Source organism: Nonomuraea sp. NPDC001636 (assembly GCF_040298265.1).
In the GTDB taxonomy this organism is placed as follows: domain Bacteria; phylum Actinomycetota; class Actinomycetes; order Streptosporangiales; family Streptosporangiaceae; genus Nonomuraea.
Genome location: NZ_JBEOZT010000043.1, coordinates 1 through 26648, shown reverse-complemented (window position 1 = coordinate 26648; position 26648 = coordinate 1). Strand labels below are relative to the sequence as shown.

At 71.3% G+C, this 26648-nt stretch carries 21 protein-coding genes and 1 pseudogene; 13 read left to right on the top strand and 9 right to left on the bottom strand.

The features are described 5' to 3' along the window. Nucleotides 1-82 precede the first annotated feature (82 nt). Nucleotides 83-1015, bottom strand: a complete 933-nt coding sequence (locus tag ABT158_RS46595; protein WP_352365119.1) for a LysR family transcriptional regulator — start codon at nucleotides 1013-1015, stop codon at nucleotides 83-85. A 104-nt stretch (nucleotides 1016-1119) separates the two neighbouring features. On the opposite strand from ABT158_RS46595, the gene ABT158_RS46590 reads away from it, so the two are divergent. Beyond that, nucleotides 1120-1836: an MBL fold metallo-hydrolase gene (locus tag ABT158_RS46590; RefSeq protein ID WP_352365117.1), complete on the top strand. Its 717-nt coding sequence runs from the start codon at nucleotides 1120-1122 to the stop codon at nucleotides 1834-1836. A 58-nt stretch (nucleotides 1837-1894) separates the two neighbouring features. On the opposite strand, the gene ABT158_RS46585 is transcribed toward ABT158_RS46590, so the two are convergent. Genes ABT158_RS46585 through ABT158_RS46560 form a run of 6 tightly spaced genes read right to left on the bottom strand, consistent with a single transcriptional unit; the run spans nucleotide 1895 to nucleotide 10240 of the window. Beyond that, nucleotides 1895-3112, bottom strand: coding sequence for an alpha-L-fucosidase (locus ABT158_RS46585; RefSeq protein WP_352365115.1), 1218 nt, complete (start codon nucleotides 3110-3112; stop codon nucleotides 1895-1897). Next, nucleotides 3109-5322, bottom strand: a complete 2214-nt coding sequence (locus ABT158_RS46580; RefSeq protein WP_352365113.1) for a right-handed parallel beta-helix repeat-containing protein — start codon at nucleotides 5320-5322, stop codon at nucleotides 3109-3111. Before ABT158_RS46580 ends, ABT158_RS46585 begins: the two co-directional genes overlap by 4 nt. After that, nucleotides 5319-6689, bottom strand: coding sequence for a M1 family metallopeptidase (locus tag ABT158_RS46575; protein WP_352365111.1), 1371 nt, complete (start codon nucleotides 6687-6689; stop codon nucleotides 5319-5321). The genes ABT158_RS46580 and ABT158_RS46575 overlap by 4 nt, the downstream gene beginning before the upstream one ends. Nucleotides 6690-6691: 2 nt before the next feature. Then, a complete protein-coding gene (locus ABT158_RS46570; protein WP_352365109.1) occupies nucleotides 6692-8359 on the bottom strand; it encodes an extracellular solute-binding protein in 1668 nt (555 codons plus the stop codon). 26 nt (nucleotides 8360-8385) lie between these two features. Next, entirely contained in the window at nucleotides 8386-9273 is an 888-nt protein-coding gene (locus ABT158_RS46565; RefSeq protein ID WP_352365107.1) for a carbohydrate ABC transporter permease, read from the bottom strand. Then, a complete protein-coding gene (locus ABT158_RS46560; protein WP_352365105.1) occupies nucleotides 9260-10240 on the bottom strand; it encodes an ABC transporter permease in 981 nt (326 codons plus the stop codon). Before ABT158_RS46560 ends, ABT158_RS46565 begins: the two co-directional genes overlap by 14 nt. Nucleotides 10241-10429: 189 nt before the next feature. Here ABT158_RS46560 and ABT158_RS46555 point away from each other — a divergent pair, with 189 nt between their 5' ends. The 7 genes from ABT158_RS46555 (at nucleotide 10430) to ABT158_RS46525 (ending at nucleotide 21032) form a co-directional block, all read left to right on the top strand. Continuing rightward, complete coding sequence (locus tag ABT158_RS46555) at nucleotides 10430-11449, top strand: hydroxyacid dehydrogenase (RefSeq protein ID WP_352365103.1); 1020 nt, start codon at nucleotides 10430-10432, stop codon at nucleotides 11447-11449. After that, the gene (locus tag ABT158_RS46550) at nucleotides 11446-12525 is read left to right on the top strand and encodes a LacI family DNA-binding transcriptional regulator (protein ID WP_352365101.1); all 1080 of its coding nucleotides are present in this window, start codon (nucleotides 11446-11448) and stop codon (nucleotides 12523-12525) included. The genes ABT158_RS46555 and ABT158_RS46550 overlap by 4 nt, the downstream gene beginning before the upstream one ends. A 112-nt stretch (nucleotides 12526-12637) precedes the next feature. Then, nucleotides 12638-13957 (top strand): M60 family metallopeptidase, encoded by a 1320-nt coding sequence (locus ABT158_RS46545; RefSeq protein ID WP_352365099.1) that lies wholly within the window; start codon nucleotides 12638-12640, stop codon nucleotides 13955-13957. Between the two features lie 9 nt (nucleotides 13958-13966). Beyond that, entirely contained in the window at nucleotides 13967-15604 is a 1638-nt protein-coding gene (locus ABT158_RS46540; protein WP_352365097.1) for a M60 family metallopeptidase, read from the top strand. After that, nucleotides 15601-17958, top strand: coding sequence for a polysaccharide lyase 8 family protein (locus tag ABT158_RS46535; RefSeq protein WP_352365095.1), 2358 nt, complete (start codon nucleotides 15601-15603; stop codon nucleotides 17956-17958). Before ABT158_RS46540 ends, ABT158_RS46535 begins: the two co-directional genes overlap by 4 nt. Nucleotides 17959-17961: 3 nt before the next feature. Beyond that, nucleotides 17962-19941, top strand: coding sequence for a DUF2264 domain-containing protein (locus ABT158_RS46530; RefSeq protein ID WP_352365093.1), 1980 nt, complete (start codon nucleotides 17962-17964; stop codon nucleotides 19939-19941). Continuing rightward, nucleotides 19938-21032: a right-handed parallel beta-helix repeat-containing protein gene (locus tag ABT158_RS46525; protein ID WP_352365091.1), complete on the top strand. Its 1095-nt coding sequence runs from the start codon at nucleotides 19938-19940 to the stop codon at nucleotides 21030-21032. The genes ABT158_RS46530 and ABT158_RS46525 overlap by 4 nt, the downstream gene beginning before the upstream one ends. A 61-nt stretch (nucleotides 21033-21093) precedes the next feature. On the opposite strand, the gene ABT158_RS46520 is transcribed toward ABT158_RS46525, so the two are convergent. Continuing rightward, a complete protein-coding gene (locus ABT158_RS46520) occupies nucleotides 21094-21384 on the bottom strand; it encodes a hypothetical protein (protein ID WP_352365187.1) in 291 nt (96 codons plus the stop codon). Here ABT158_RS46520 and ABT158_RS46515 point away from each other — a divergent pair. From ABT158_RS46515 to ABT158_RS46505, 3 genes and pseudogenes are all read left to right on the top strand, one after another. Next, nucleotides 21340-21534 (top strand): annotated as a pseudogene (locus ABT158_RS46515) (transposase); the annotation flags it as partial. The gene ABT158_RS46520 and the pseudogene ABT158_RS46515 overlap by 45 nt on opposite strands. 561 nt (nucleotides 21535-22095) lie before the next feature. Continuing rightward, nucleotides 22096-22908: a GntR family transcriptional regulator gene (locus ABT158_RS46510; RefSeq protein ID WP_352365089.1), complete on the top strand. Its 813-nt coding sequence runs from the start codon at nucleotides 22096-22098 to the stop codon at nucleotides 22906-22908. Next, nucleotides 22901-23464 carry a GNAT family N-acetyltransferase gene (locus ABT158_RS46505; RefSeq protein WP_352365087.1) on the top strand — a complete coding sequence of 188 codons (564 nt, stop codon included), beginning with the start codon at nucleotides 22901-22903 and terminating at the stop codon, nucleotides 23462-23464. The genes ABT158_RS46510 and ABT158_RS46505 overlap by 8 nt, the downstream gene beginning before the upstream one ends. A 316-nt stretch (nucleotides 23465-23780) precedes the next feature. Here ABT158_RS46505 and ABT158_RS46500 read toward each other — a convergent pair whose 3' ends face one another. Further along, the gene (locus ABT158_RS46500) at nucleotides 23781-24032 is read right to left on the bottom strand and encodes a hypothetical protein (RefSeq protein ID WP_352365085.1); all 252 of its coding nucleotides are present in this window, start codon (nucleotides 24030-24032) and stop codon (nucleotides 23781-23783) included. Between the two features lie 101 nt (nucleotides 24033-24133). On the opposite strand from ABT158_RS46500, the gene ABT158_RS46495 reads away from it, so the two are divergent. Continuing rightward, on the top strand, nucleotides 24134-25360 hold the full coding sequence (locus ABT158_RS46495) for a helix-turn-helix domain-containing protein (protein WP_352365083.1): 1227 nt from the start codon (nucleotides 24134-24136) through the stop codon (nucleotides 25358-25360). Between the two features lie 332 nt (nucleotides 25361-25692). Further along, nucleotides 25693-26592: a hypothetical protein gene (locus tag ABT158_RS46490; protein ID WP_352365081.1), complete on the top strand. Its 900-nt coding sequence runs from the start codon at nucleotides 25693-25695 to the stop codon at nucleotides 26590-26592. The last annotated feature ends 56 nt before the right edge of the window (nucleotides 26593-26648 follow it).

Genomic DNA, 26648 nt, shown 5'->3' with positions numbered 1-26648 from the left:
CACATGCCGCCGGTCAGGCCGCGCCCGGCGTCTCCCGCGCGGTCTGCCGGCCGGGGTCCGGCCGCGGAGGCGCCGGGCGACCCTATGGAAGGGCGCGGTCGGCGTCGGGGATCCAGTGCCGCCCGTCCGAGGGGTCCGGCGGGCTCACGCGTGGGAGCCGGCCGAGCAGCGTACGGAGCAGCGGGTGCGGGTTGCGGCGGTGCCAGACCACCCACCACGGCAGGAGCGGGATCGGGTCCACGATGGGGATGCGGCGCAGCCCGCTCCCCGCCGCGCCGATGCTCCACTCACCCAGGCCGACGGCGCTCTTCTCGCGCAGGAACTGCTGGACCAGGTGCCCCTGGCCGATGGCGGGCTCGGTGAAGCGCAAGGGGACGCCGAGGCGGCCGGCGAGGCGTCCCAGATAGGCGCGCCATTCGGCGGCGCCCGCCGGGTCGGGCATCGCGATGCCGCCCGCCCGCAGGTCGGCGGGCCGCAGCTCGCTCAGGTGCGCGAGCGCGTGATCCTCCGGGACGAACGCGGCCAGGGGCTCCAGGTGGACCAGCCGCCGGGCCAGCTCTTCCGGCCACGGCAGGTCGCGCGCCCGTCCGAAGGCCGCGTCGATCTCCTGGCGGCGCAGCGCCGGCAGCGCCACCGCGAGCCCCTGCCGCATGCTCACCTCCACGCGCAGCCGCGGGTCGCGCTCGCTCGCCTCCCTGACCATGCGCAGGGGCGTGAAGCGCTCGTCGTAGACGTCCACGCGGACGGGGCTGTCCACCACGCGGACCGCCCCCACGGCCTCGTCGAAGGCCGCCACCGCCGCCACGGCCAAGGGCAGGAACCGCCTTCCGGCGGCGGTCAGCTCGATGGACCGGGTGGTCCGATCGAACAGCGGCGTGCCGAGGGCGTCCTCCAGCCTGCGGACGCGTTTCGACAACGCCTGCTGGGTGATGAACAGGCGCGCGGCGGCCCTGCCGAAGTGCAGCTCTTCGGCGGTCGCGATGAAGGCGCGTACGCCGGAGACGTCTGCTTCCACGCCCAGACCCTGCACCGACAACCATCGGTTGTCAATCCGCGGTCCCATGGGTGTTGGACAGTGCCGTCGGCGGACCGGTTACCTGTTGCCTGACATTCGTGCTGATGAGAGGGGGTCCCGCGATGGAGGTCGTGGAGGTCGACCGGCGCCTGCACCTGCTGCGGCTGACGTTCGGGCAGGCGTACCTGTGGAACGACGGCGGTGCGCTCACCCTGGTGGACACGGGCATCGCCACCTCGGCCGGGGAGATCGCCGCGGCGATCGGCCGGCTCGGGCTGCGCACCGACGCCGTACGGCGGGTCGTCCTCACCCACTACCACGAGGACCACTGCGGCGGCGCGGCGGACGTGACGGCGTGGGGCGAGGTCACGGTGATGGCCCATCGCCTGGAGGCCCCGGTGATCCGGGGGGACGTGCCCGCCCCGCCGCCGAACTTCACCGACGAGGAGCGGGCCCTGCATCACAGTCTGGGCGCCGATCTGCTGCCGCCCGCGCCGCCGTGCCGGGTGGACCGCGAGCTTGCGGACGGCGACGTGATCGACTTCGGCGGCGGGGCCCGGGTGATCGCCACCCCCGGGCACACCGCCGGCAGCATCGCCCTCCACCTGCCGGAGCACGGCGTCCTCTTCACGGGCGACACCGTGGCGCACGTGTCCGGGCTGGTCATGCCCGGCGTGTTCAACATGGACCGTGCGGAGATGCTGCGCTCGTTCCGGCGGCTGGCCGGCCTGGACGTCCGGACGGCCTGCGTGGGCCACGGCGACCCCGTCACGGACGCCGGCGCCGCCCTCCGGAAGGCAGCCGCCGGCATCCCCGCCTGAACCCGCTGCTCAGCCGTCCTCTTCAGGCGCCGGCCATGCGCCGGGCCCGCCCCAGGGGCTAGCCAGGTCGCAGGAACAATTCGACGACCGGGATCGTCACGTCGGGGCGGGTGATCGGCAGCCGCAGGGTCAGGGTGTCCTCCGGCAGGCCGCGCAGGTAGTGGTGGAACGGCTCCTTCGGGTCGATCTCGACGAACGGCACCTCCGAGGCGTCGTGCAGGAACTGGGCGTAGGCCACCCGGCCGCCGAGGCCGGGCAGGTGCACGTGCTGCATCGGCCACGACAGCAGGTGCAGGTAGAGCCGGTCGCCGCGCCGGGTGTAGCGGCAGTCGGGCGGGGCCTCGAACTCCGCGGGCCCCGCCCCGTGGATGGACCGTGCGTGCAGGCGCATCCACGCGCCGATCCCGCGCAGCCGTTCCAGGGCCCGCGGCTCGAACTCGCCCCGGGCGTTCGGGCCGACGTTCAGCAGCATGTTGCCGCCCTTGGACACGGTGTCGACCAGCATCTTCACCAGCAGCTCGACCGGCTTCCAGTCCTGGTTGTCGCGGTGGTATCCCCAGCTGCCGTTGAGCGTCTGGCACGCCTCCCACGGCCGGTGGCCGGGCACGCCGCCGGGCGGCATGACCTGCTCGGGCGTGGTGAAGTCGCCGCCGCCGAGCCCGAGCCGGTTGTTGACGAGGATGCCCGGCTGCAGCTCGCGGACCATCCGCTCCAGCTCGGCCGAACGCCACTCGTCGGGGCCCTTGGCGCCGAACCCGCGCCCGGCGTAGGAGAAGTCGAACCACATCGTGTCGATGCGGCCGTAGCGGGTCAGCAGCTCGCGGACCTGGCCGTGCAGGTAGTCGGCGTACTTGGCGATGTCGCGTTCGCCGAGGTCCTCCTCCCGGCGGGGGTGGTAGAGGTCGTTGGGGAAGTCGGGGTGGTGCCAGTCGAGCAGGGAGTAGTACAGGCCGGTACGCAGGCCGCGCTCCCTGAAGGCGTCGAGCATGGGGGCGAGCAGGTCGCGGCGGGCCTTGAAATCGGTCAGCGCGGAGTCCCACAGGCAGAAGCCGTCGTGGTGCTTGCCCGTCACGACCAGGTACTTCATCCCGGCGTTGACGGCCTCGTCGGCCCAGGTGGCCGGGTCGTACAGGTCGGGGTCGAAGTGGTCGAGGTAGCGGCGGTAGCGCTCGTCGTCCATCTTCTCGTACGACTGCACCCACTCGTGGCGGGCGGCAGCCGCGTAGATGCCCCAGTGGATGAACAGGCCGAACCGGGCCTGCGTGAACCAGCTCATGGGTGCACCATGACGGCCGACAGGCCGATCCTGCCGGTGCCGGTCCGCTGGATCCGCACGTACCGGCCCTCGGCGTCCACCGCGACCACGGACGGGCGCAGCGCCCGGCCCGGCAGCGGCACCCGGGTGGCCTGCGCGAAGTCGGGCGTGGCCGAGACCAGCAGCTCGGCGTCGGCCGTGGTCATCGAGGCGTCGTTCCAGATCTCCACCGTGCCGATCCGGTGCGGGCCGCCCAGATCGACCTGCCACCAGGAGCCGGGCGCGGACGTCGTCCTGGTGTCGGTCACCGTGGAGCCGTCGAGGGCGCCGGCGGCCGCCGCGGTGCCCTCGGTGGCGGACTGGGTCGCGGTGCCCGTCCTGGCCAGGTCGGGTTCGAGCTGCTCGACCGGGCCGGGACGCGCGCCCGCCGCCGCGGCGACGGCGAGCGCCGCGTCGGGCAGCCGGTCCAGGGCGGTGTGGTTGTCCACCTGCCGCGAGCCGCGGCCGGACAGCTCCGGCGCGGTGGTGTCGGTCCAGTTGCCGGTGGCGAGGTTGTCGATGCCGTACCCGGCCCAGTTGGAGATCCACTTGTAGCCGACGCGGGTGATCACGTTGCCTTCGACCGTGATGTGCGAGCTCTGCTCGTCGAGGTAGACGCCGTTGCCGTCGCGCTCGGTGTTGCCGTACGCCGACCGGTTGAGGTAGTTGCCGGAGATCACCGTGCCGGGCTGCGGGCCCTGGGTGTAGATCGCGCCGCCGTCGTGCTGGTCCTCGGCGACCATCATGGCGTCCACGATCCTGTTGCCGGTGATCCGGTTGTCGCGCATGTCCGGGTTCTGGGCCACCGGCTGGTTCCAGCCCCACCCGACCGACACGCCCGAGTACGGCAGCTTCTCCAGCGTGTTGTGGTCCACGCGCAGCCCGGACTCGTAGCCCGCCCAGACGCCCACCGCGTCGGTGAACTCGCGGCCGGTCCAGGTGATGGTGTTGCGGGCCACGGTGTTGCGCTCGCCGCGCAGCTCGGCCGGGGGAGTGGGCTCGGTGTCGCCGACGTAGACCGCGCCCGAGGACAGGTCGGTGAACGTCGAGCCGGTGACCGCCGAGTCCTTGGTGCCGCCCTCCAGGATCACGCCGGCGCCGCCGAGGCGCGCGAACGCGGCTCCGTCGACGGTCACGTCCCGGCCGCCGCGCACGACGACGGCCGCGGCCGGCTTGGTGTAGAAGCGGCCGGCGTGGTCCTCGGGGCCGGTGGCGCCGGTCAGGGTGAGGCCGCCCTGCGTGCCCGCGTACCCCTCGGCGGTGTCCGGCTGCCGGTAGGCGGCGTGCTCGAAGCCCAGCCCGGCGACCCTGACCCGGCTCGCGCCCTCCAGGCGCAGCAAGGTCTCGGTGGCGGGCGCGATCACGTCGTCCAGTCGCTCGCCCGGCCGGGGCAGGTAGGAGACGGTACGGGCGGTCCGGTCGAAGACGAACTCGCCCGGCTCGTCGAGCAGCTCGGCGGCGTTCTCGAAGGAGGACACCTTGGAGTACCGGGAGGAGTCGACCGTCGTCGAGTCCCACGCGGGCCCGGTGCGGCCGGTGCCGCTCGCGGAGTTCGTCCAGCACGGCTGGACGAAGGTGATCACGTCGCCGTCCACGCGGTCGATGCGGCAGCGGTAGTTCCGCCACCTGACCTTGATGACCGCCTCGGCGTTGGCCGGGTCGGCCCAGCCCGCGACCCCGCTCTGCACCGCGCCGGTCATGCCCGTCTTCGTCGCGTCGCAGGTCGAGGCCGGGCACGACCCGCCGCGGGCCCGGACCGCGCGTACGCCGCCGACGAAGAGCTGCCGGGGCGAGAGGCCCTCGGGAACGGGCGCGACCTGGAGGCGTCCCTCCTGCCGCCAGCCGGTGATCGGCACGCCGCCGGACAGCACCGGACGGGCGCCGGGGGCGGCGGTCCAGGTCACCGTGTGCCCCTCGGGGCCGGAGTCGCGCCGGTCCAGGACGAGCGGCGCGGCCATCCGGTAGACGCCGCCCGCCAGGCGGACCTCGACGTCGCGGTCCATGCCGCCGGCCAGGGCCTCGCGGACCTTGTCCCGCGCGGTCTCCAGCGAGCACGGGTTGACCTGGTTGCAGGCCGCGGACCGGCCGTCCGGGGCGACGTGGAAGACCTTCGCGGCCGGGGCGGCCGGGGCGGCCGCGGGGGTCGCGGGGGGCAGGGCCAGGGTCAGGGCGAGGGCGATCGCGGTGTTCACATTCCCTCCAGCGGGGGGTTCTGGGGGCCGTAGAGCCAGGCGCGCAGGAATCCGTCCAGGGCGGGACGGTGGGCGGTGGCGGCGGCGTGGGCGATGAAGTCCTCGGTGGAGGCGTTGCCGTCCTTGTTGCGCTGCACCCACCGGCGCATGATCCGGTCGAACGTCTCCTCGCCGACCTCGGTGCGCAGGGCGTACAGGACGAGGGCGCCGCCGTCGTAGATGTTGTAGCCGCCGAGGCCCTTCGGCCTGCCGGGCGGGCCGTCCTTGGCGCGGACCTCGTCGAGCTTGGCGTACACGCCGCGCATCCTGTCGGCCAGCGGCTGGCCGCCGTGCTCCTGCGCCCACACGGCCGCGTAGTAGACGGCCGGGCCCTCGTTCAGCCAGGCGTCCTGCCAGGTGGCGGGGGTCACCGAGTCGCCGAACCACTGGTGGACGAGCTCGTGCACCATCGTGTTGGAGTACGTGGGCCGGTCGAACCACCCGGTGCCGAACAGCGACAGCGTCTGGTTCTCCAGCGCGTCGCTGTACCCCGGGTAGATGTGCACCCCGTACGTGGAGAACGGGAACCGGCCGAACCTGGCCTCCGCCCAGGCGATCTGGGCGCCGGTCTCGGCGGCGATCGGCGCGTACCTGGCCTCCTGGCCCTGCGGGACGACGTGCCGCAGCGGGAGCGCGTGCGGGCCGGTGCCGTACACGTACGTGCCCTTGACCACGGCGAGGCCGATCAGCTCCGAGGCCATCGGCTCGCGCTCCTCGAACGTCCACGTGCCGCCGTCGCGGCCGGTCAGCTCGCCGTTGGCGGTGGCGACGTACCCCTCGGGGGCGGTGACGCGGAAGGTCCAGGTGGCCTTGTCCGACGGGTGGTCGTTGACGGGGAAGAACGTGTCGGCCCTGCTGGACTGCGCGGCGGCGGCGAACCCGCCGTCGGGGCCGAAGCGCCAGCCGGTCAGGCCCGCGCGCGGCGCCTTGCCGTTGCCGTGGAAGCGCACCTCGGCCGCGAACGGGACGTGCTCGCGCAGCGGCTCGGCGGGCGTGACGGTCAGCTCCTGGCCGCTCTGCCCGGCGGAGAGGGCCCAGGCGGCGGGCCGGCCGTCGACGGTGACGGCGTCGATCACGTGCCCGTCGGTGTCGAGGTTGAAGGACGACAGGGCCTGGGTGGCCTTCGCGGTGAACCGTACGACGCCGGAGAAGTCGTAGGTGACCGGGGTGAAGTCGAAGGAGACGTCGTAGTGGCGCACGTCGTAGCCGCCGTTGCCGAGCGTCGGGAAGAGCGGGTCGCCGACCCCGGGCGAGCCCGGCGACGGGGGTACGGCGGCGGCGGTGCCGAGCAGCGCGGCCGCGACGAGGGCGAGGACGGTCCGCTTCATGGTCAGCCCGCCTTCGGTGACTGCTTGAGTGCTTCCTCGAACTCGGCGCGTGCCTGGTCGCCGCCCTGCGCCCGCCAGTCCTTGACCAGCTTGTCCAGGTCGCTCAGCGGCGCCCGCCCGGCCACGATGGAGGTCACGCGGTCGGTGCGCATGGTGTACAGCGACTCGTACTTGTTCTCGTTGGCGGGGGAGTACAACCCGACCGTCGGGTCCTCCACGCCCACGGCGATCATCTTGCCGATCGCGTCGTGCATGATCTGTACGGCCTCCTTCGAGGAGGAGTCGAACAGCGCCTGCGTCGGCGCGGCGACGAACTTCCACGGCACGGCGGTGTCCCGCCCGCCCTGCTCGGTCAGCACCGGCGCGCCCTTGGCGTCGCGCGTGTGGTCGGTGCCCTCCAGGCCGTAGTTGAGCAGCGTGTACTCCTCGCTGCCGAACGGCGAGGCGAAGAAGTCGGCCACCCGCAGCAGCTCCTTGGCCCGCTGCTCGTCGCTCTTCTTCAGCATGGTGATCGAGACGACGATGTTGTTGAGGAACGCCTTGGCCTTCGGGCCGACCGGCGTGAGCGGCCGCGGATCGGCCGCCGGGTCGATCTTCTTGGACGTCTGCAGGTAGCCGGTGGGCCCGAGGTAGGCGGGCAGGCCGTCGTAGACCATCGCGGCGTGGCCGGAGTTGAACTCGTTCTTGCGCTTGAGGCCGTCGAAGCCCTCCGAGCCGGGGTAGACGACGCCCGCCTCGCGGAGCCTGCGGACGTACTCGACGGCCGCCTTGTACTCCTCGGTCTCGATGGCGTGGACGAGCCTGCCGTTCTCCAGCCGCCAGGAGTTGGGGGCGCCGAACAGCTGCGAGAAGATCGACAGGCCGTACACGCCGCCGACCATGGTGAGCACGCCCCACTGGTTGTCCTTGGGCCTGGTCACCTCCTTGAGCAGCTCGAACAGGCGGTCCATGTCGGAGATCTGTGACAGGTCGGTGACGCCGGCCTTCGTGAACAGGTCGGCCCGGTAGAAGCCGAGCCCGCCGACCATGTTGCGCGGGATGGGGATGCCGTACAGCTTGCCGCCGACGATGCCCTGCTTCCAGAACACCTGCGGGATCGCCGCCAGGTTCGGGTACTCCTTGACCGCGTCCCCGCCGAGCAGCGCCGTCAGGTCGGTGCACTGGCTGGCCGCGAACGCGGGCAGGTTGTTCACCCCCTGCGACTGGATGTAGGTGAACATGTCGGGCAACGTGCCGCCCGCGACCATCGTGTTGAACTTCGTCGGCCAGTCGTCGGACGAGACCGCCTGCACGTCGGCCGTCCCGCCGAGCCGCTTCTCCACCTCCTGCCACGCCGGGTTGTCCGCGCGGCCGGGCGGCGGCGGCAGGAACGTCTGCACCGCGATCTTCACAGTCCCGCCCGACATGGGCGGCTTGGCGACGGCCTTGAACAGCTTGTCCGGATAGGTGAAGTAGCCCTCGGGCACGCCCGTGGGGCTGCCCGGCAGGTCGGGGGTGAGCGTGCCGGCGAGCGGCGTGTACGTCGGCAGCTTGATGGTCAGCCCCTGCGCCTTGGCGGCGGGCGCGGCGGACCCGCCGCCGCAGGCCGCGAGGGCGGAGGAGGCGACGACACCCGCCGCCGTGGCGGCGCCGAGCCGCAGGAAACCTCGGCGCGAGACGCTTTCTCTCATGGGATCTTCCTTGGGGGGTTGGGGGGTCAGCCTTTGACGGCGCCGGTGAGCACGCCCTTGGTGAAGTAGCGCTGCAGGAAGGGGTAGACGAGCAGGATGGGCACGATCGCCACCACGAGCACGGCCATCTGGACCGCCTGCACGGGCGCCGGCGCCTCGGCGGCCGTCACGGTCTCCATCGAGCGGCCCTGCAGCACGAACGTGCGCAGGATCAGCGGGAGCGGGAACTTGTCGGAGTCGTCGAGGTAGAGCAGGGCGTTGAAGAAGGCGTTCCAGTAGCCGACGGCGTAGAACAGCGAGATCACCGCGAGCACCGCCTTCGACAGCGGCAGCACGATCCTGACGAGGATGCCGAGGTCGCCCGCGCCGTCGATGCGGGCGCTCTCCAGCAGCTCGCGCGGCAGCCCCATGAAGAACGAGCGCAGCACGACCAGGTTGAACGCGCTGACCAGGCTGGGCAGGATCAGCGCGCCGAACGAGTCGATCAGGCCGACCTGCTTGACCAGCAGGAAGTTGGCGATCAGGCCCGGGTTGAAGAGCATGGTCAGCAGGGCGACCATCAGGATCCAGCGCGAGCCGGTCACCTCGCGGCGGCTCAGCCCGTACGCCATGCCGATGGTGGCCAGCACGCTGGCGAGCGTGCCGACGGCCGTCACCAGCACGCTGACCAGCAGCGCCCGCGTCACCACCCCGCCGCTGAAGATCGTCGAGTACGCCGCCAGGCTCGGCGCGGACGGGACCAGCACGAACCCGCCCGCCCGCGCGATGTCGGACTCGGCCGACAGGCTGGTGCCGATGACGCCGACGAAGGGGTAGGCCACCAGCAGGACGACCGCGGTCAGGATCGCGCCCTTGAGGATCAGGCCGGGCGTGGAGGGCCGCTCCATCCAGGCCGGCCGGCTACTTGTCGCCACCGCGGTACACCCCCTCGTGGCCGAACAGGTGGGCCACCTTGTTCGCGCCGAGCACCATCGCGGTGCCGACGATGGTCTTGACCAGGCCGACCGCGGCCGCGGGCCCCCACTGGCCGTCCTTGACGCCGTTGAAGTAGACGAACGTGTCCAGCACCTCGCCCGCCTCGGGGCCGACGTTGTCGCGCTGGAGCAGGATCTGCTCGAAGCCGACGGACAGGATGCTGCCGAGGTTGAGTATCAGCAGCAGGATGATGATCGGCGTGATGCCGGGCAGCGTGACGTGCCACAGGCGGCGCCAGCGGCCCGCGCCGTCCATGGCGGCGGCCTCGTACAGGTCCTGGTTGATGGCGAGCAGGGCGGCCAGGAAGATGATCGTCGCCCAGCCGGCGTCCTTCCAGATCACCTGCAACGTCACCAGCAGCGGGAAGACGTCGGGGTCGGTCATCATGTCGTAGCGCGGCAGGCCGGCGCTCTGCAGGAAGTTCGGCAGCGCGCCCGCGCCGCCGAGGATCTGCTGGAACACCGAGACGATGATCACCCAGCCGATGAAGTGCGGCAGGTAGACCACGCTCTGCACGAACCTGCGCACCCTGTCGCTGACCACGCTGTTGAGCAGCAGCGCGAGGGCGATCGGCGCAGGGAAGAAGAGCACGAGCTGGGTGAGGGTGATCTTGAGGGTGTTGCCGAGGGCGTTCCAGACGCCGGGGTCGCCGAAGACGGTGGCGAAGTTCCGCAGCCCCACCCAGGCGCTGTCGATGAAGCCGATGTAGGGCTGGTAGTCCTTGAACGCGACCACGTAGCCGAACAGCGGCCCGTAGTGGAAGACCAGGAAATAGCTCAGCCCGGGCAGCGTCAGCAGGAGCATCACCCGGTCGCGCCGGAGGCGCCGCCACAGCGAGAGCCTGCGCGGCCTCTCGCCGGACGACGACGCTGTCCCGGCACGGGGGGCGTCGAGGGTAGCGGTCATGCGCTGGGTCCTTCCGGTTGGCGAGGAAGCTAGTAAGCGCTTTCATGCTTCGTCAAGACCCTGGCCGGAAGTCATGCCGTTCTCGGCTCGGCTTCTTGACCTTTGCGCAGGTGAAGCCCTAGCGTGCCGCAGCAGTGCGTAGAACGCGCTTACTATCGGGAGATGGACGTGGGCAGACAAGAGGCGCCGGTGAGACCTCCGCACACCCGGCCGAGACCGCGCGCCGTGCTGGCGATGGCGCCCGGGGTGCGCGAGGAGGTGTTCGGGCACGAGGCCCTGCGCCGCCTCGGCGAGCTGACCGAGCTCCACCACCAGGTGCTGCACGAGGTCGGCTCGCCGGACGCCCTGCGCGCCCTGGCCGGGGCCGAGGTCCTGGTGACCGGCTGGGGCTGCCCGAAGATCGACGCCGGGCTGCTCGAGCACGCCCCCGGCCTGCGCCTCGTCGCGCACGCGGCGGGCACGGTCAAGACCTTCCTCGACCCGGCCGTCCTCGAACGCGGCGTCCGGGTCTGCAGCGCGGCCGACGCCAACGCGGTGCCCGTCGCCGAGTTCACCTTCGCCGCCATCGTCTTCGGCGCCAAGCGGGCCTTCACCCTGGCCCGCCGCTACCGCGAGCGCGGCACCCGGCGCGACTTCTCCGGCCTGCCCTGGCTCGGCACCCGCGGCATCACGGTCGGCCTGGTCGGGCTGTCCAGGATCGGCCGGCGCGTCATGGAGCTGCTCGGCGGCCTCGACGCGGACGTGCTGGTCTACGACCCGTACGCCGACCCCGCCGGGATCGCCGAGCTCGGCGGCACGGCCGTCGACCTCGACACCCTGGTCAGGCGGTCGCACGTGGTCAGCCTGCACGCCCCCGAGACCCGCGAGACCCGCCGCATGCTCGACGCCAGGCGGCTGTCGATGCTCCGCGACGGCGCCGTCGTCGTCAACACCGCTCGCGGCGGCCTGGTCGACACGGACGCGCTGGTCAAGGAGGTACGCAGCGGCCGGCTCGACGCGATACTTGACGTCAGCGACCCCGAGCCGCTCCCGGCCGGCCATCCGCTGTTCGACCTGCCCAACGCGTTCGTGACCCCCCATCTGGCGGGCGCGCAGGGCAACGAGCTCGGCAGGCTGGCCGAGTCCACGCTCGGGGAGATCGCCCGTTACGCCGCCGGGCTGCCGCTGCTGCACGAGATCGATCGCGGCGAGCTCGACCGAATGGCATGATCGACAGCGAGGAGGTGCCGGTGACCGAGCCGAGCTTGGCGACGATGGCCGACGTGGCCAAACGCGCGGGCGTCTCCAGCGCGACCGTGTCCCGGGTGATCAACGGCAACTACCCGGTCTCGGCCGTCACGCGCCAGCGGGTCGAGCGGGCCATCGCCGAGCTGGGCTACGTCGCCAACGCCCACGCCCGCGCCCTGGCCGGAGCCACCAACAGGACCGTCGGGATCATCATCAACGACGTGATCGACCCCTTCTACGCCTACATCGCCCGGGGCGTCGAGCGCGAGGCCACCAGGCACGGCCGCCTGTGCATGGTCTGCTGCACCCACGGCAGCCACGAGAAGGAACTCGCGCTCATCGACCTGCTGCACGAGCAGCGGGCCGACGCCGTCATCCTGGTCGGCGGCGCCTACGAGGACCGCGCCTACGCCGCCCAGGTCGCCCGCCGGGCCCGCGCGCTGCACGCCAGCGGCTCCACGCTGGTGCTGTGCGGCCGGCCGTCACTCGGCGACGACGTGCCGACCCGGGTCGTCGAGTACGACAACGAGGGCGGCGCCTTCGCGATCACCGATCACCTCATCACGCAGGGGCACCGGAAGATCGTCTTCCTGGGCGGGCCGCCGAGCCTGTCCACGACCGTCGCGCGGCTCGCCGGGCACCGGCGCGCGCTCGCCTTCCGCGGCCTGCCCTACGACAAGGGCCTGATCCACCTCGGGCAGCTCAACCGCAGGTTCGGCTACGACAGGATCCGCGCGCTGCTGGCCGACAAGCTCGACTTCACGGCGCTGTTCTGCGCCAACGACACGGTCGCGGCGGGCGCGATGCAGGGGCTGGAGCTCGCGGGCGTGCCGGTGCCGGAGGCGGTCTCGGTGGTCGGCTACGACGACGTGCCGATCGCGCAGGAGCTGCGGCCGCAGCTGACGACCGTGCGCATCCCGCTGGAGGAGCTGGGCCGCCAGGCCGTACGCCTCGGCCTCGACGTCGGGGACGACGACGACTACCTCTCGCCCGTGCAGACGATGGCCAAGGTCGGCACGAGCATCGTGGTCAGGGCCTCGGTCGCGCCGCTGTCGTAGGAAGCGCTTACTGATCATGGCTCCGGATCGCGGCACCGACCAGGGATAGAAAGCCACAGAAAGATCTAGTAAGCCCTTGACCGGCATAGTAAGCGCTTACACAATCCCTGCCATGACCCCCCTCACACGCAGAACCTTCCTCGGCACCTCCCTCGGGACGGCCGGAGCGGTGGCGGGCGCGGCCCTGCTCGGCTCCCGCCCGGCCCTGGCGCGCACGGCCGGCCAGGAGGCGCGGCACACCGTGACGCTCAGGGCCAGGCCCGCGGCCGAGGGCGAACGCCTCCGGCTCCAGCAGGCGCTCAGGACCACCGAGTTCCACCCCACCCGCGTCCACCTGCCCGCCGGCACCCCGATGGCCGTCGAGGTGACCGCCCCCGACGGGGTGCTGCCCACCCTGTACGTCGGCGCACCCGACACCCACGCCGACGTCGCGTACAAGAACCCGCGCGCCTACCGGCTCACCGAGGGCGTCACCACCGTGACCGACCCCGGCGGCGGGCTCGTCTACCTGGCGCTGACCGGCGACGGGCAGCGCGCCAGGGTCAAGTTCCTGTCGGGCGGGGTGCGCGTGCCGACGTTCACGCTGGGGGAGAGCACCGAGGCCGAGTTCCAGGCCCAGCTCGACACGCTGACCGCCGCGCCGCAGGCCGAGCTGGTCTCGCCGCACGCCATCGTCACGATCACCCGCGACGGCCTGCTCGCCTGGCGCGACCAGGACCACGGGGAACTGCTCCGGCTCCTGGAGACGATCATCGCCTCGCACGCCGCGATCTCCGGCCTGTCCGCCGCCGAACGTTCGCCGCTGCCCTTCCACCTCGTCGAGGCCCCGCGCATGCCCACGGGCGCCGGCGCGTACGCCACCCACGGCTGGACCGCCTACCCGCGCACCTACCTCGACCGGCTCATCGCCGTGGACGGGCTGCGCACCCGGGGCTGGGGCGTCTACCACGAGCTCGGGCACCAGCACCAGCAGATGGCCTACAAGCCGGAGGACCTGACCGAGGTGACGGTCAACGTCTACGCGCTGGCCGCGCAGCGCACGCTGGCGCAGCCGTCCAACCTCACCAGGCCCGACGCCAGGACGGGGCTCACGCCGTACCAGAGCGCGCTGGCCAAGCTGCCCGCGGCCGACTTCCGGAAGCTGGGGGCGTACGAGAAGCTCGTGCCGTTCCGGCAGCTCGAACTGGCCTTCGGCGAGGACTTCCACCCGCGCCTGCACCGGCTGGTCCGCGAGGAACGTCCGGCCTCCGACTACACCGAGTCCGCCAAGCGGTGGGGCTACCTCACGATCTACACCTCGCGGATCGCGGGGGCCGACCTGTCGGGCTTCTGGACCCGCTGGGGCGCGCCGCTGACCGCCGAGTACCTGGCCCGGGTCGCCGCCCTCGGCCTCCCGGCCCCCGCCGCCGACCCCTCGACGCTCACCGACTAGGAGCCCCCCATGCCCCCCGCCCCCACACCCCCTGACGGGACCTCCGCCCGTCCCGCCTCGCCGTCCTTCGACGGGGGTTGCGCCCGTCCTGCCCCGGCGCCGCTTGACCGGGCCGCCGCCGGTCCCGTCCCCGCGTCCCCCGACGGGACGCCCGCCCGCCTCGCCCCGGCGACCCCGGACGGCACGTCCGCCCGTCCGGCGGCCCCCGAGCGGGCTTCCGGCCCGTTCCCCGATGAAGGGCCTTCTCGCAGGGGGGTGGTCGTGGGGCTGGCCGCAGCCGGGGGTGTCGCGTTGCTGGGCGCCCCCCGGGTCGCGGCCGCCGAGGTGCGGCGGGCCGCGGTGCCCGGGGCGCGTAGGGCCGTGGTGCTGCGGGGGCGGCCGGCGGCGGAGGCCGAGCGGCTGCGCATGCAGACCGTCTACCGGACGACCGAGTTCGTGCCGACCGGCCTGTACCTGCCGCCCGGCCGCCCCCTCACCCTGGAGGTGCGCGCCCCCGACGGCCCCCTGCCCACCCTGCACGTCGGCGCCCCGGACACCAACCCCGACACCGCCTACCGGTACCCGCGCGCCCACCCGCTCACCGAGGGCGTCAACACGGTCACCGACGCCGGCGGCGGCATGGTGTACCTGTCGTTCACCGGTGACCGCAGGGCGAACGCGGTCGTGCGGTTCGGGCCGGAGGGCGTCCCGGCGCCGACGTACGTGCTGGCGCCGAGCAGCGGCTGCGGCGACCCCGCGCTGGCGACGCGGGCGGCGTGGCAGGGCCGCCCGGCCTTCGCCGCGCCGGTGTTCGCGCCCGCGGGCACCACGGAGGCCGAGTTCCAGGCGCAGGTGGACGCGTTCACGCAGGCGCCCTTCGTCGAGCTGGTCTCGCCGCAGATGATCGTGACCGTCCGGCGCGAGACCTTCCTCCAGGTGCGCGACCAGGACCACGCCCAGCTCATGACCCTGCTGGAGCAGGTCGAGGACGTCGAGGCGGCGATCTCCGGCCTGGACGGCTCCGCCCCGCTGCACGCACCCACCCCGCTCGGCCGGCACCTGGTCAACGTACGCCCCGAGTACGGCCCCAAGTCCACCGCGTACGCCACCCACGCCTACACCGCCTACTACGACGCGTACGCCACGACCCGCCTGCTCCTGCCCGACAAGGTGCGGACCACCGGCTGGGGCGTCTACCACGAGCTCGGGCACCAGCACCAGCAGATGGCCTGGCGGCCGGGCGAGCTCACCGAGGTCACGGTCAACATCTACAGCCTGGCCGTGCAGCGGCACTTCGGCATGCCGTCCAACCTGGTGACCGGCAACGCCTACGAGACGGCGCTCGCCAAGCTGCCGGTCGCCGACTACGCCGGGCTCGGGGCGTTCGAGAAGCTGGTGCCGTTCCGGCAGCTCGAACTCGGGTTCGGCGACGACTTCCACCCCCGGGTGCACCGGCTGGTCAGGGAGGAGACGCCGCCGTCGTCCGCGGGGGACTCGGCGCGGCGCTTCACGCTGATGGCCCTGTACTTCAGCCGCGTCGCCGGACGCGACCTCTCCGGGTTCCTGCGCGCGTGGGCGTTCCCGATCCCGGAGAGCGGGTACGCCGAGCTGGCCGCGCTCGGCCTGCCCGCGCCGGACGCCGACCTGACCCGGCTGAGCGAGCGATGACCAGCCGCCGCGCCTTCCTCGGCGCCGTCGCCGCAGCGCCTCTGCTCGCCGCGACCCCGGCCCGGGCCGGAACCACCCGCCACACGGCGGCCTCGGGGGCGGACGTACCGGCGGGTCCCGCCGACTTCGCCGGGCTCCGGGCCAAGGCGGCCGAGCTGATCACGGGCGGCGACCTCGACCCCCGCGACCCGGCCTTCGCCGCGCCGCTGGCCCGCCTGGACGCGGCCGCCTCGGCGTACCGGGCGTCGATGAACCTGGCTCCCGGACGTACGCACCTGTGGCCGGACCTCCCGCTGACCGGCGTGTCCGGCGACATCGCGACCAGCCACCAGCGCCTGCGCGCGCTCGCCACCGCCTGGGCGAGCCGCGGCTCGGCCCTGTACGCCGACGAGACCCTGGCCGCGCAGATCATCGGCGGCCTCGACCTCCTCTACGAGCGCGCCTACAACGAGGGCAAGCGCGAGACCGGCAACTGGTGGCACTGGGAGATCGGCGCCCCGCGCGCGCTGATGGACACCTGCGTGCTCATGCACGACGCCGTCGACGCGGGACGGCGGGCCGCCTGGATCCGCGCCGTGGACCGCTTCTGCCCCAACCCCGACCGCCGGACGAACCTCACGAACTTCGCCGAGACCGGCGCGAACCGGGCCGACAAGGCGCTCATCGTGGCCCTGCGCGGCATCGTCGGCGAGAGCTCGGACAAGATCGCGCTCGCCCGCGACGGCCTGTCCGACCGGCGCGACGCCGGCAAGCACACCCTGTTCGGCTACGTCACCTCCGGCGACGGCTACTACGCCGACGGCTCGTTCGTCCAGCACGACGTCGTGGCCTACACCGGCTCGTACGGCGTCGTCCTGCTCCAGTCGGTGAGCGCGATCCTCGGCCTGCTCGGCGGGAGCGCCTGGCAGGTGGACGACCCGGCGGTACGGGTCGTGCTGGACGCGGTGGAGCGCACGTACGCGCCGTGGATCCACGACGGGCTGATGATGGACAGCGTGCGCGGGCGGGCGGTGTCGCGGCAGTTCAACCGGGACCACGACTCGGGCCGCGACACCGTGGACGCGATCCTGCGCCTGGCGGCCGGCGCGGGGGAGCCGTCCGCGGCGCGGTTCCGCGAGCTGGCCAAGGGGTGGATCGCGCGCGGCCGGTTCCTGGAGGGCGCGGACGTCGCGGCCACCGCGCGGGCCGTCGCCGTGCTGGCCGACGACGCGGTCGCCGCCGCGCCCCGGCCGAGCGGCCACCACGTGTTCGCCGACATGGACCGCGTCGTGCACCGCCGCCCCGGCTGGTCGTACGCGATCAGCCTGTCGTCGAAGCGGATCGCCCTGTACGAGTGCGGCAACGGCGAGAACTACCGGGCCTGGTACCAGGGCGACGGCGCGACGTACCTCTACCTCGACGCCGGCCACTACAGCGACGGCTACTGGCCCACGGTCGACTCCCACAGGCTCGCCGGGACCACCGTCGACACCCGCCCGCGCGACCCGGCCGTCTCCTCCGGCGGCACCGGCACGGTCCGCCCGAAGAACGCCTGGGCGGGCGGCGCCACCGCGGACGGGTACGGCGTCGCCGCGCTCGACCTGATGGCCGCGGGGACCACGCTCACCGCCCGCAAGACCTGGGTGTGCCTCGACGACGCCGTCGTCCGCCTCGGCGCCGGCATCACCAGCGCCGACGGCCGCGTGATCGAGACGGTCGTGGAGAACCGGCGCACCTCCGCCCCGCTCACCACCGGCGACGGCTGGGCGCACCTCGAAGGCGTCGCCGGGTACGTCTTCCCGTCCGGCCACCGGCCGCGCTCGCTCACCGAGCGCCGTACCGACACCTGGCGGTCGATCAACGACGGCGCGAGCACGCAGGGCACGGACGCCACCGTGACCTGCGACTACACCACGCTCTGGCTCGACCACGGGGTCAGCCCGTCCGGCGCGGACTACGCCTGGATCATGCTCCCGGGCGCCACGCCCGACCGGACGCGCGACTTCGACCGGGCCGAGATCCTGGCCAACACCGCGAGCGTGCAGGCGGTGCGCGCGCACGGGCGCTCGGCGGGCGGCGGCGAGCTGTTCGCGGCCACGTTCTGGGCGGCGGGGGAGGCGGGCGGGGTGTCGGCCTCGGCTCCCTGCGCGGTCCTGGTCCGGCGGGCGGCGGGACGGCTGACGGTGGCGGTCTCCGACCCGGGGCGTACCGTGGCGGCGGTGACGCTCGTGCTTCCCCATCCCGCGCACGCCCTGGTCAGGGCCGACGACACCGTCTCGGTCAGGACCGGCGAGCGGCCCTCCTTCACCGTCGATCTGGCCGGCTCCCGCGGCCGGTCCCACACCGCCGTGCTCGCCGTCGGCAAGAAAGGCTGAACGTTGATCCCTCCGTACCTGTCGCTGCCGCCGACCGACCGCGTGCTCTCCTCGCGCACCGGCTGGACCCGCGCGCACTGGGAGGCCCTCGCCGACCGGCTGCTCGGGGCGGTGACGCCGTACGCCTCGCCCGGTTTCGCGCAGATCCGGCTGCCGGGCCGGGCGAGTTGGTCGGGCGTGGCGCTCGACGGGCTGGAGGGGTTCGCGCGCACGTTCCTGCTCGCCGCGTTCCGCCTCGCGGGCGCGGCGGGCGACGTCCCCGGCCTCGCCGAGCGGTACGCCAGGGGCCTGGCCGCGGGCACCGACCCGGGCAGCGGCGAGGCGTGGCCCGAGCTGACCGACTGCTCGCAGCAGATGGTGGAGGCCGCCTCGATCGCGGTCGCGCTGCACGAGACCCGGCCGTGGTTGTGGGACCGGCTCGACGACGGCGTGCGGGACCGGGTCGCCCACTGGCTTGGCGGCTTCGTCGGCAAGCGCACCTGGGACAACAACTGGATGTTGTTCCAGACGGTGACGGAGGAGTTCCTGAAGTCGGTGGGCGGGCCGTACGAGCAGCGGGAGATCGACCGCGGCCTGGAACGCATCGAGGACTGGTACGCCGGCGACGGCTGGTACACCGACGGCGGCTCGCGCAACTTCGACTACTACTGCGGCTGGGCGCTGCACCTGTACCCGCTGCTGTGGACGCGCATGTCGGGCGACGCGGAGCGGGCCGGCGTCTACACGAGCCGCCTGCACGAATTCCTCACGACATATCAGCATTTCTTCGGATCGGACGGCGCGCCCGTCCATCACGGCCGCTCGCTCACCTACCGCTTCGCCGCCCTCGCGCCCGTGTGGCTGGGCGCGCTCACCGGCGCCACCCCGCTCGCGCCGGGCCAGACCAGGAAGCTCGCCTCCTCCGTGGCGCGCCACTTCGCCGAGCGCGGCGTGCCGGGCCCCGACGGGCTGCTCTCCCTCGGCTGGTACGAGCCGTTCCTGCCGGTGACGCAGGCGTACTCGGGGCCCGCGTCGCCGTACTGGGCGTCGAAGGGGTTCCTCGGGCTGCTGCTGCCGCCGGACCACCCGGTGTGGACCGAGCGCGAGCAGCCGCTGCCCATCGACGAGCACGACGTCGTCGCGGCCGTCCCCGCCGCCGGGCTGCTCCTGCACGGCACCCGGCACGACGGGATCGTCCGCCTGCTCAACCACGGCAGCGACCACGGCGCGCCGCCCGACGATCCGCACTACGCCAAGCTCGCCTACTCCACCCGCACCGCCCCCGAGGCGGCCGAGCACGCCTGGGCCCGCGACCTCGACAACCACCTCGCGCTGGTCGGGCCCGGCGGCACCCCCTCGCGCCGTACCGCGATCACGCCGCTGACGTGCGCGGACGCCACCGCCTCCTCCTCCCATCGGACGGCGGGCGGCGCGCTCGTCACCAGCACCTCGGTCGTCCGCGGCCCCTGGGAGCTCCGCGTCCACGAGATCACCGGCGGCGAGGGCAGTGGCGAGGGCGGCGGCGAGGGCGGCGGCGAGGGCGGCGGCGAGGGCAGTGGCGAGGGCAGTGGCGAGGGCGGCGGCGAGGGCGGCGGCGAGGGCGGCGGCGAGGGCGGCGGCGAGGGCGGCGTGCGTGAAGGTGGGTTCGCCGTGGCCGGGGACGTGCCGCCGACCGTGGCGACCGGGCGCGGATGGGCGATGGCGCGCCGCCCGGACGGCCTCACCTCCGCGATCGTCGCCCTGTACGGCTGGCGGCGGGCGAGCGTCGCGCGCGAGGTCGAGTCCAACGCCTTCGGCCCGCACTCGGCCGTCCCGTGCCTGCACGCCGACGAGCCCGGCCTGCACGTCTCGCTGGTCGTGCTCTCCGGCGACGCCGTGCACCCGGCCGCCCTCCGCGACGCGATCACCGTGGACGTCTCCGCCCGCGAGGTCGTCATCGGCTTCCCCGACGGCACGTCAACGATCTTGACACGGTCTCCTGATCCGGACCACAGTGCCTCATGATCGGAAGACGGACCTTTCTCAGCGGCGCGGCGGCCCTGGTCGCCGGCAAGGCGTTCACCTCGTTACCCGCCTACGTCAGCGGCTCGGAGATCCAGAAACTCCTCGACGCCGCCCGCGACGGCAAGGGCGCCAAGGACGCCGCCGGCCGGTACGTCGCCAAGGTGCCCAAGGCCACGTACCTGCTGACCGAGCCCCTCATCGTCTACCGCAACACCCACCTCGACGCCACGGACGCGCGCATCGTGTCCCGCTTCCCGGCCGACGGCGTGAAGCACACGATGGTGCTCAACTCGGTCGGCTCGACCACCGGCGGCTACGCCGGAGCCGGGAACATCGCCGTCACCGGCGGGAGCTGGGACCCGGTCTGGGACTTCGTCCAGCGCGGCGTGCTCGACGAGGCCCCGGCGATGAACGGCATCACGCTCGTGCACGCCTCCGACGTCCTCATCGAGAACGTCACCATGTGGAACGTCAAGTGGTGGCACGGCATCGAGCTCAACGCCGTACGGCGCGGCACGGTGCGCGGCTGCGCGCTCAAGGGCTGGATCAGCGACCCCGGCCAGGGGCTGTGGCACGGCGAGGCGGTGCAGCTCGACCTGCCCGCCGGGGCCAACACGTGGGGCGGCGCGAGCGACCTGACCCCGTGCACGGACATCCTGCTGACCGGCAACACCTGCGACGCCTCCGGCTCCCAGACCGGGTGGGGCCAGTTCACCGGCTCCCACACCTCCGACCCCGCCCATCCGCACACGAACGTCCGCATCCAGAACAACCTCGTGCGCAACACCCGCCACGACGGCATCGGCGCCTTCAACGCCCAGAACGTCCGCATCGCCGACAACCAGCTGGAGAACTGCGAGGGCGGTATCTACGTGAAGTCGGTCGCCGGCGCGCCGCTGCGCACTTTCGACATCACCGGCAACCAGGTGACCGGCACCGGCGCCCGCGACGCCATCGGCATCCGCGCCGACGCCGCCCCCATCACCGACGTCCTGGTCACCGGCAACACGGCCCCCTGCGAGAAGGTCCACTACTACGGCACGGTCACCCCGAGAACGGGCACCACCCTCGACTGCGCCCCCGCCTCCTGATCGGCCGCGCGGCCCGACCCGGCCCCACCGTCCAGGGCCCCTGGCCGGTGCGGGCATCGGGTCAGAACTGGCTGAGCTCGAAGACGCCGATGTCGTCGGCCGAGGTGCCCTCGCCGGGGGCGCTCTGGTTGAGCGAGGCTTCGACGCCGACCCAGCCGTGGAAGCCGCCCGCACTGTCGATGATCTGCTGCATGGGCTTGACGTGCGAGTTACCGGTGTAGCAGTGCTCGCCGCGGGCGTCGGCCAGCTCCCGCCGCCAGTGCCAGACGGTGTCCCTGCGGTCGACCGAGGTGGCGTTGGCCGTGGAGCTGACTTGGTCCGGTACGGCAAGATCCGCTGGCGGATCGAGCATGACTACCGCGAGCTGAAGACCGGCTTGGGGCTGGACCATTTCGAAGGTCGGTCCTGGACCGGCTGGCACCGCCACGTCACTCTTGTCGCCGCCGCGCACTTGTTCATCACCATGCTGCGACTCGACCCAAAAGCGGCTGCGCCGGCCTGACCCTCTACAAGGTCATCTGCGAGTTACAACTGCTGCTCGCGACCTGGACCGGCGCATGCCCTACCTGTCATCGAAGGCTGAAACCGTCACGCCGCAACAGCCATCAACAGACCTAACAAAGCACTACTAGTACCAGATAGCTATACATGCGGGTTCCTTCCGCAGCTTCTAGTACGGCTTCTGCCTGAGCCATCGTTAGGGCTTTGGATGGGCGTCCTTCCCTACCCTTCGGAATCGAGCAAAGCTCAACGATGTTCCGCTTCACCAGATCTCGTGCCATCGCACGCTTGATCGCTCGGTTGAGGTAGGAACGGATGAGCCGCAGAGTGCTGGTACTGAGTACCTTGGCCTTCGAGGAGAGCCACGTATCCACGTCATGAAGGGGCGCCGGGGTGCGGGACTGGTTTGGCGACTAGAGACCGCACCCCGGCTTCTTCGTTGTTTGGGCTGGTCAGCTGGGCTGATCATCCCCTGGTGCGTCTTATTTAAACAAGGCGAACAAGCAGCGTCAATCACTGCTGGCATACTTGTTTGAACAAGGTGAATGAGAGGGGCGCGAACATGCCCAGCCAGAGGCGGCGCGACACGCTCCGTGGAGACGTGTCGGCACGGATCGCCGAAGACCTACGACAGGCCATCCTGAGCGGCGAATACGCCGAAGGGGACCGGCTTCCCAGCACATCTGAGCTCATGGAACAGGAGCAGGTGTCGTCGCTGAGCGTGCGGCACGCGTACCAGGCGCTCATCGGTGAGGGCCTGGTGGTGGCGGTCCCGAAAAAGGGCTTCTACGTCCGCGAGTCGCTGTGCATGACCTGGCACATGACGAAGTGGCAGGACCCGCAACGCCTGGAGAACGTCCAGACGGACGGCTGGACGGCGGACGTCGAAGCCGCCGGCTACTCCCACCGGCAGACGATCAGCGTGAGCATCCTGCCCGGCAGCCACATGGCGGCTGGAACACCGGTCGCGGAACGCCTGGGCATCCCGGAGAGCGAGCGCGTCGTCGTACGCAGCCGCGTCCGCTACATCGGTCCCGGCCCAGGAGAGCCCGCCAACGAGCCCGAATCGCTGGCCGACTCCTACTACGCGTACAACTGCGTGAAGGACACCCGGATCATGGAGCCGGAGAGCGTCAACACGGCGCAGGTCCTGGCCGACCTGGGGTGCCCGATGCGCGACCACTTCGACGAGCTGACCCCGCGGATCGCCTCCCGCCAGGAGACGGAACGGCTCCAGCTGTCGGGCGTCATGGCCGTACTCGAAGTGGTGCGGACTACGTTGACCACATCGGGTAAGCCGGTACTGGTGCTGCATCAGATCAGACCGGGCAACGGGTCCAAGTACATCTACCAAGTGGGGTACGGCGATGGCTGAGCGCCCCGTCCTGGTGGCCCGCCTCGCCGTGGAGAGCGACACCGATCGCGTGATCGGGCTGCGCGCCGAGTCCGAACGCTGGTTGGCCAGACGTGGCATCCAGCAGTGGACGGCCAAGTGGGACGAGGTCGGCCGGGAGAAGATCCGCCGCAACATCGCCAACCGCGAGACCTGGGTGTTCGAGGACGACGGCGACGTGATCGCCACCGTCACCCTCAACACCCGGCCGGATCTCGACTTCTGGAACCCCGAAAGCGACGGGCCGGCCCTCTATCTGTACAAGCTCCTCCTGGCACGGAACCGCGCAGGCGAAAGCCTGGGGGCCGACATCGTGAACTGGTCAGTGAACCAAGCCGCAGTTCGTGGGTTCCCCTGGCTCCGCCTGGACGTGTGGCGCAACAACCACGGACTCCAGCGCTACTACCTGGACCAAGGCTTCGAACACGTCCGGACCGTCGAGGTGCCGGGACGCGACTCGGGGGCCTGCTTCCAGCGGCGGGCGGTCCCCACCCCCGTCGAGAACATCGTCGATGCCGACGCCCAGGCCGATGTCTGAGCCATCAGGGCTTCCGCTGCCCGTGCCTGTGCGCGGCGATCAGCGCGGCCCACACAAGGCGAGCGGTGGCGTGGCGCCCTCGGGCGGTCTCCTCATACCCGTTCTCCTCGCTGTGGCGACGGATGAGGAACTGCCCCGCCTCGCAGCACCACTCGTACTCACCACAGCACGAGATCTCCCGCACCCGGACAGGACGCGGACCGTACGGGACATGCGGCGTCCACACGTACATGAGGGCTTGCCTTCGGTTCGCGCGCAGGAGGCAACGGCGGTCGCCTCCTGCGTCGGCTGATCTGGCGTTCACGTCGGCTCGGCGTCAACCGTTGGCGACGGTGGTCGTCGCGCTGCGGAGACGCAGCACGATCGCGCCGTAGATGTAGGAGGGGTTCGATGCGTACCGGTCGAGATGCACGAGCTGGACCGAGCCCGTGGCACCGGGCGCTAACGACTCAAGCGCCTGCCGCAGAAGCGCGGCCGCCTGCTCGGCCTCACCGGTTATGCCGCACGACCCACGGCCGTACTGATCGCTAGCAGCCCACGAGTAGAAACCATCGATGTCCTGGTGCACGACTACATGAGAGCCACGCGCGGTACTACGTCAGAAGAGGACACTGAGCGGCGAACCCCGCTGTCCGCCCCCGTGTCCGCCTGTCCCCGGAGGTGCACCGGATGAGCGACAACGCCACGGCCCCTGTCTGGGCCGGCCGCCTGCTCGCCGCCCGCAACAGCAAGGGCTGGTCCCAACGCGAGCTGGCACAAGAGTTGGCCAAGGCGTCCGACAAACCCCTCCCCGAGCTGCCGAACGTCATCCGCCGCATCCGAGGCCACGAGACCGGCGAACACCGCCCCGACGCCTTCTACACCCAGCTCTACTGCAAGGCGTTCGGCCTGACCGAAGACCAGCTGTTCGGCACCATCATCAAGCCCGTCCCCGCCCTCGCCCTCCCCACGTTGGCCCCCGACCCCGACCTCTACGAACGCATCACCCGCGCCATCGAGCACCCCTCCCGCGTCGACCTGGCGACAGTGGAATGGCTGGAACACTGCCTCGCCGAACACCGCCGCGTCGAGGACACCATCGGCAGCCGCCCCCTCCTACCGCTGATCCACGCCCAGTTGTCCACCGTGGCCGACCTCGCCCGAGGAGCCCGCGGCCCCCTCGCCGACCGCGCCGTAGCAGCCCTGGCCCAGTACGCCCAGTTCCTCGCCTGGATGTGCCAGGACTCCCGCCAGCACGCTGCCGCCCTGGCCTGGTACGACCGCTCCCACGCCTGGGCCGTCGAGGCCGGCGACGCCTGCCTCGCCTCCACCACCCTGAACATGCGCGCCCACCAGGCATGGAGCCTCGGCGACGCCCAACGCTGCATCCGCCTTGCCGAAGCCTCCCGCTGGCACGACGGCCGCACCACCTACGGCGTCCAAGGCATGGCCGCCCAAATGGCCGGCCGAGGCCACGCGCAGATGGGGGAGGCAAACCAGGCCCGCACCCGCCTCGCCGAAGCCGAAGACCTCATCCGCACAGCAGCCGAACACCCCGAAGACGAACCACCCTGGATGTACTTCTACGACGAAGGCTGGTTCCTCATGCAACGCGGCATGGCCGAACTGGAACTCGGCGACGGCCGCCGCGCCACCGACTACCTCGAACGCGGCCTGTCCACCTTGCCCGAGTCTTACCGGCGGGACCGTGCTTGGTTCGGGGTATGTCTGGCACGAGCTCATATTCTGCAGGGCGACGCCGAAGCCGCAACCTCCACCGCCATGGACGTGGTCTCGGATGCCGTGGCCGTCAATGCCTATGCGGTGACTGAGCTCTATCGCGCAGCATTTGAACTGACGGAGGCAGGTGCTTCTGGCGCAAAAGCGATCAGGGACTCCCTGACGTCAGAGCACTGAGGGCCTGTCCCGGCTGTCCCGCTGTCCCTCCCGCGCCTCTGGGGTGCCGAAACATGAGCACCTACCAGGGACATCCCGCCGAGACGATGTCCCTGCCGTTCCGGATCTGTTAGTCAGATGGAGGGCTGTATTACCGGGGCCCGGGTCCCAAGTGTTTCAGCGCCCCGGACGTCTTGGATGCTCCGCTCGCAGTTACCGTTGTAGACGAGTTCGCGGTGGATGCTGCAACACTTCCGTGTATGTTATCGCTGCGATCGGCTGTCGCTCAGTACGGTCACACCTGGCGGAACATCCAAGCGGATGCGGCCCAGCTGTAGTGGGGTGTCGGAATTATGATTAAGAAACAAATCGTATCCGCGCAATCAACTGGCGGTGCTGGAACAATATTTGAGTACCGGATCGCCGCAATCATGCTTACACATCTCCTGACGGGCACGCATCCACCAGGACTATCAGTCCCCATGATAGCTCTAGCCTTGCAACAGCGGGTCAGAGGCCATCTGCTTGACGATATCGTCATCTATGGCGAGCGGCCTCCTCATGAGCTCTCCACAGAATTTCAGGTAAAACGCACGCTACGAGCATCGCCTGCTAACAAAGATTTCGTCGATCTGCTAACGCAATCTCTCCATGTTCTCGATGACAAACAACAAGCGGTCGCCCGGGGCGATATTGGCTTGGGGGCAGTGGCCGGTAAGTATGCAAGCGATATGGACCAGCTTGCGGAGCTAGCGGGCCGTGCCGCAGCGCATGCTTCGATGCGGACATTTGCCGAGTCGCTAGCTAAAGACGCCATTGATGAAAAGTACCGCAATCGTTTGAAGAACATTCGAGAGGCTATCGTTCTTGCTCAGCGCCAGGGAGCTCCTCGTCTCGGCGGCGCCGACGCCGCTACGCACACCTTCTTGCGGCATCTCCATGTATGGCGACCTCAGGCTGACGAGAGTGGGAGAGACTTTCTTGAGGCGCTTGACCGCATAGCTCCTCTGGCAGCCGACTTCGCACTTAGCCCCAGAAGCTTGTTTGAACACCTGGCCGGCTTGGCTCAGACGTGGGGGCCAATGGCAGGTGTAGTGGACGCCGATACCGTACTCCGTCACCTACGCAGACGTGGACTCAAATCCGGTTCAACGTCAGCATCGCCTAACGCATCAGACTACATTGATGTAGATGCGATCGTGCGTGGACCACTAGTGAATCGTCCCGGGTTCGGTGGAGACTTGATCTCTTGAGAGGATCGAGTCCATGCCAGGTAAGTCTCCCTATCCCGCCGAGCTGCGCCGTCGAG